3 protein-coding genes and 1 pseudogene are annotated in these 4,507 nt (G+C 75.5%); all 4 read left to right on the top strand.

The genetic code is table 11. The features are described 5' to 3' along the window. Positions 1-220, top strand: a pseudogene (locus J5O08_RS20310) (glycosyl transferase family 2); the annotation flags it as partial. Next, positions 213-1,916: a glycoside hydrolase family 26 protein gene (locus tag J5O08_RS20305; protein WP_255590293.1), complete on the top strand. Its 1,704-nt coding sequence runs from the start codon at positions 213-215 to the stop codon at positions 1,914-1,916. The pseudogene J5O08_RS20310 and the gene J5O08_RS20305, both read left to right, overlap by 8 nt. A 56-nt stretch (positions 1,917-1,972) precedes the next feature. Beyond that, on the top strand, positions 1,973-3,406 hold the full coding sequence (locus tag J5O08_RS20300) for a UDP-glucose/GDP-mannose dehydrogenase family protein (RefSeq protein WP_218708717.1): 1,434 nt from the start codon (positions 1,973-1,975) through the stop codon (positions 3,404-3,406). 169 nt (positions 3,407-3,575) lie between these two features. Then, the gene (locus J5O08_RS20295) at positions 3,576-4,358 is read left to right on the top strand and encodes a VOC family protein (RefSeq protein WP_218708716.1); all 783 of its coding nucleotides are present in this window, start codon (positions 3,576-3,578) and stop codon (positions 4,356-4,358) included. The last annotated feature ends 149 nt before the right edge of the window (positions 4,359-4,507 follow it).

The raw sequence follows: 4,507 nt of genomic DNA, 5'->3' as shown, positions 1-4,507 counted from the left end.
CCCGCTGGCGGCCGGCTCCGCCGCGCCCGCCCCGGCCGCCGCCGCGCCGGCCCTCGCCGGGCACACCGCGGTCGCCACCGTCGCCGCCCCCGAGACCTCGCGCCGGCACGCCCGTGCCGCCGCCCCCGCCCCCGCCCGCCGGCGGCTCAACCCGCTCGCGGGGATCCCCTACGTGATCGCCGTGGTCCTGTTCGCCCTGGAGGCCCTCCTCTATGTCTGACGCACCCATCACCCCCAGCGGCAAGCACTGGTGGGCCCCGACGATGGGCCGGATGACCGTCCGCGCCCGCGTCGCGACCGCCGTCATCGTCCTGGCCCTCGTGGCCGTCACCGCCGTCGTGTGGAACCTGCCGACGGTCTCCTCGATCGTCAACGCCCAGGCCGACGAGCCGACCGCCGCCGAGCTCGCGCTGCAGCAGCGGAACGCCGAGCTCGAGGGCCAGCTCCAGTCCAGCCGCGCGCAGGCCGACGCCCTGCGCGAGGTCCTCGGCGACGAGCAGGCAGCCCGCAAGAAGGGCGAGGAGTCCGCCGCGCAGAACCAGGCGCAGCGCGAGGCCGAGGCGGCCGAGGCGGACCAGAAGGCGACCTCCGGGTCGTCGCGGTCGGGCTCGTCGAAGTCGTCCGGCTCCTCGTCCCGCTCCGGCCGTGGCGGCTCGGCGGCGGCGGCCGGCTCCGGCGCGGCGAACCCCAGCACCCCGCGCCCGGACAACCCGAGCACCCCCGCCGCGCCCACCAAGCCGACGGCCCCGAGCAAGGCGGCGCTGGTGAACCCGACCAGCCGCTACTTCGGCATGTACACCGAGCAGGCCCCGTTCAACTGGGCCACGTTCGACGACGCGGCGAACGAGGTCGGCCGCCAGCAGTCGATGGTCGGCTTCTTCGGCGGCTGGGACGAGTCCTACCGCGCCAACGCGGTGACCCGCGCCTGGCAGCGCGGCATGCTGCCGATGCTCACCTGGGAGTCCCGGCCGATCGGGTCCGGCAACGACGTGGTCGACGAGCCGGACTACACCCTGCCGAAGATCATCAACGGTGACTTCGACGCCTACCTCACGCAGTACGCGAAGGACATCGCGGCGACCGGGCTGCCGCTCGCCATCCGGCTGGACCACGAGATGAACGGCGTCTGGTACCCCTGGGCCGAGCAGACCGGCTCGGGCGCCCCCATCAACGGCAACGGCGTCGGCGACTACGTGAAGATGTGGCAGCACGTCCACGACGTCTTCGAGGCGAACGGTGCCAACCAGTACGTCATCTGGGTGTGGGCGCCGAACATCGTCAACAACCTGCCGGCCGCCAACCAGAGCACCGACTTCCTGCGGGCGCTCTACCCCGGCGACGCGTACGTCGACTGGGTCGGCGTCTCCGGCTACCAGCGGCCGCCGTACAAGTCGGACAACGACGCGACCTTCGGGTACACGTTCGACCGGACGCTCAACCAGCTCCGGGAGATCACCGACAAGAAGATCCTGCTGGCCGAGGTCGGCGCGTCCGAGGTCGGCGGCACCAAGCCCGCCTGGGTGAAGTCGTTCTTCGAGGGCTTCGACCCCGGCCGCAACGACGACGTGATCGGCTTCGCCTGGTTCAACCTCGCGGTGACGACCTACGTCGACGGGCAGCTCGCCACGAACGACTGGCGCGTGGACTCCCGGGCCAACAGCCTCGAGGCGTTCCGCACCGGGCTGGCCGGCACCGCGCGCAACTTCGGCGGGACGGTGCTGGCCACCGCGCCGGCCGCGACCGCCGCGGCACCGGCGGCGGAGGAGCCCGCGGCCGCCGCCGCGCCCGCTCCGACCGCGTCGCCGTCCCCGGCACCGACCGCGAGCCCGGCGCCGACCGCCTCGCCGAGCCCCGCGCCGTCGCCGTCGCCCAGCGCGACCGCCTCGCCCACCCCGACCCCGGCGGCGACCCCGTGACCGCCCGCCGGACCCGCACTCCCCGCCACCCGCGCCCCACCGTGAGGAGCACTGCCATGAACGACGCATCCCTCTCCGCCGCAGCCCTGTCCGCCGAGGGTCTGGCCGCGGCCGACCTGCCCGTCGAGGAGACCGAGGCCCGCACGGGCGCCGGCACCCCGGCCGCCCCGCTGAAGATCGCCGTCTACGGCACCGGCTACCTCGGCGCGACCCACGCGGTCGCCATGGCCGAGCTCGGCTTCGAGGTCCTGGGCGCCGACGTCGACCAGGCCAAGGTCGACGCGCTCGCCGCCGGCAAGGTGCCGTTCTTCGAGCCCGGGCTCGACCCGCTGCTCGAGAAGCACCTGGAGACCGGCCGGCTGCGGTTCACCACGGACCTGGCGTCCGCCGCCGCGTGGGGCGACGTGCACTTCATCTGCGTCGGCACGCCGCAGATGAAGACCAGCCACGCCGCGAACCTCTCCTACGTGGAGTCCGCGGCGACCACCATCGCGACGAACCTGACGAAGGACGCGCTGATCGTCGGCAAGTCGACCGTCCCGGTCGGCACCGCGGCCCGGCTGCGCGAGCTCGTCGCCGCGCAGGTCCCCGCGGGGCTCTCGCTCGAGCTGGTCTGGAACCCGGAGTTCCTGCGCGAGGGCAAGGCCGTCGACGACACCCTGCACCCGGACCGCATCGTGCTCGGCGGCACCTCCGCCCGGGCCGAGGCCACGCTGCGCGAGGTCTACGCCGGCCCGATCGCCGAGGGCACCCCGGTCGTCGTCACCGACCTGCCGACGGCCGAGCTCGTCAAGGTCAGCGCCAACGCGTTCCTCGCCACGAAGATCTCGTTCATCAACGCGATCTCCACGGTCTGCGAGGCCGCCGGCGCCGACGTCACGGTGCTCGCCGACGCGCTGGGCCACGACGTCCGCATCGGGCGGCAGTTCCTCAACGCGGGCCTCGGCTTCGGCGGCGGCTGCCTCCCGAAGGACATCCGTGCGCTCATGCACCGTGCCAACGAGCTCGGCGCCTACCGCGCCTCGGCGCTGCTGCAGCAGGTCGACGAGATCAACATGGGCCAGCGCGAGCGCGTGCTGGACATGGCGGTCGAGGCCTGCGGCGGCTCGGTGCTGAACCGCCGCATCGGGGTGCTCGGCGCGGCGTTCAAGCCCGACACCGACGACGTCCGCGACTCCCCGGCGCTCAACGTGGCGGCGGCGCTGCACCTGCGCGGCGCGCAGGTCACGGTCTTCGACCCCGAGGCGGGTGACACCGCGCGCCGGTCGTTCCCGACGCTGTCGTACGCGACCTCCATCGAGGAGGCCGTCGAGGGCACCGACGTCGTCCTGGTCCTCACCGAGTGGGACCAGTTCGCGAACGCGGACGCCGACAAGCTGGCGCCGCTCACCGCCACGCCCCGCGTCGTGGACGCGCGCGGCAAGCTCGACCCGAACCGCTGGCGCACCGCCGGCTGGGAGTTCGCGGGTCTGGGGCGGCTCGCCGCCTGACGGGCGGCCACGGGACGGGGCGTCCCGGCGGGTCGGCGCGCGGAGGGAGCGCCGGCCCGTCGGGGCGCCCCTCTGCCGTCCCGGCGCTGGCCGGGTGTCGGCGGGCGGTGGTCTGATGGGTCCCGGCGGCGCCGCCACGGCCCGCGCCCGACCCACCGAGGGGGACGACATGACCGTGCGCGACACGCCCTGGCCCGAGGGGACGCCCTGCTGGGCGGAGCTGGCGGTCCCCGACCTCGAGCTCGGGCGGCAGTTCTACGGCGCGCTGCTCGGCTGGGAGTTCGCTGTCGGGCCGGAGGAGACCGGCTTCTACTCCGAGGCCCTGGTCGGCGGCCGGCGCGCGGCGGCGCTGAACGGCTACCGCCCCGACCCGGACGCTCCCGTGGCCTGGCTGCCGTTCCTCGCGACGCCCGACGCGGCCGGCACCGCCGACCGGGCCGCCGCAGCCGGGGCCACCGTGCTCGCCGGGCCGATGGACGTGATGGCGTTCGGGGCGATGGCCGTGCTCGCCGACCCCGCCGGCGCAACGGTGGCGCTGTGGCAGGCCGGCACCTCCCTGGGCGCCGAGGTCGTCGACGAGCCCGGCGCGATCGCCTGGGCCGAGCACATGTCCGCCGACCCGACCGCCGCGCGGGCCTTCTACCCCGCGGTCTTCGACTACGCGCTGCAGGACATCAGCGAGCCGGGCTTCGACTACACGACGCTGCTGCTCGACGGGGAGCCGGTGGCCGGGATCGGCGGCGGCTGGGACCGCGCCGAGTGGTGCCTCTACGTGCGGGTCAAGGACACCGACGCGGTCGTCGCGGCGGCCACCCGGCTCGGCGGCGCCGTGCACCTCCCGGCGGAGGACTCGCCCTACGGGCGGGTCGCGTCGATCACCGGGCCGTTCGGGGAGCGGCTGGGGCTGATGGGGCCGAGCACCGGCGAGGAGGCGGCGGCCGCCGGGGCCTGACCCGGCGGCGACCTGGCCGACCGGGCAGCGACGGGGCCGACCCGGCGACGACGGGGGGTGGCGCGGCGGCGACGGGGGTGGCGCGGCGGCGACGGGGGCGGCGCGGCGACGACGGGGGCGGCGCGGCGACGACGGGGGCGGCGCGGACG

The sequence above is a fragment of the Cellulomonas sp. PS-H5 genome (assembly GCF_019265565.1).
Classification (GTDB): domain Bacteria; phylum Actinomycetota; class Actinomycetes; order Actinomycetales; family Cellulomonadaceae; genus Cellulomonas.
This window is presented reverse-complemented; position numbering and strand designations above follow the sequence as displayed.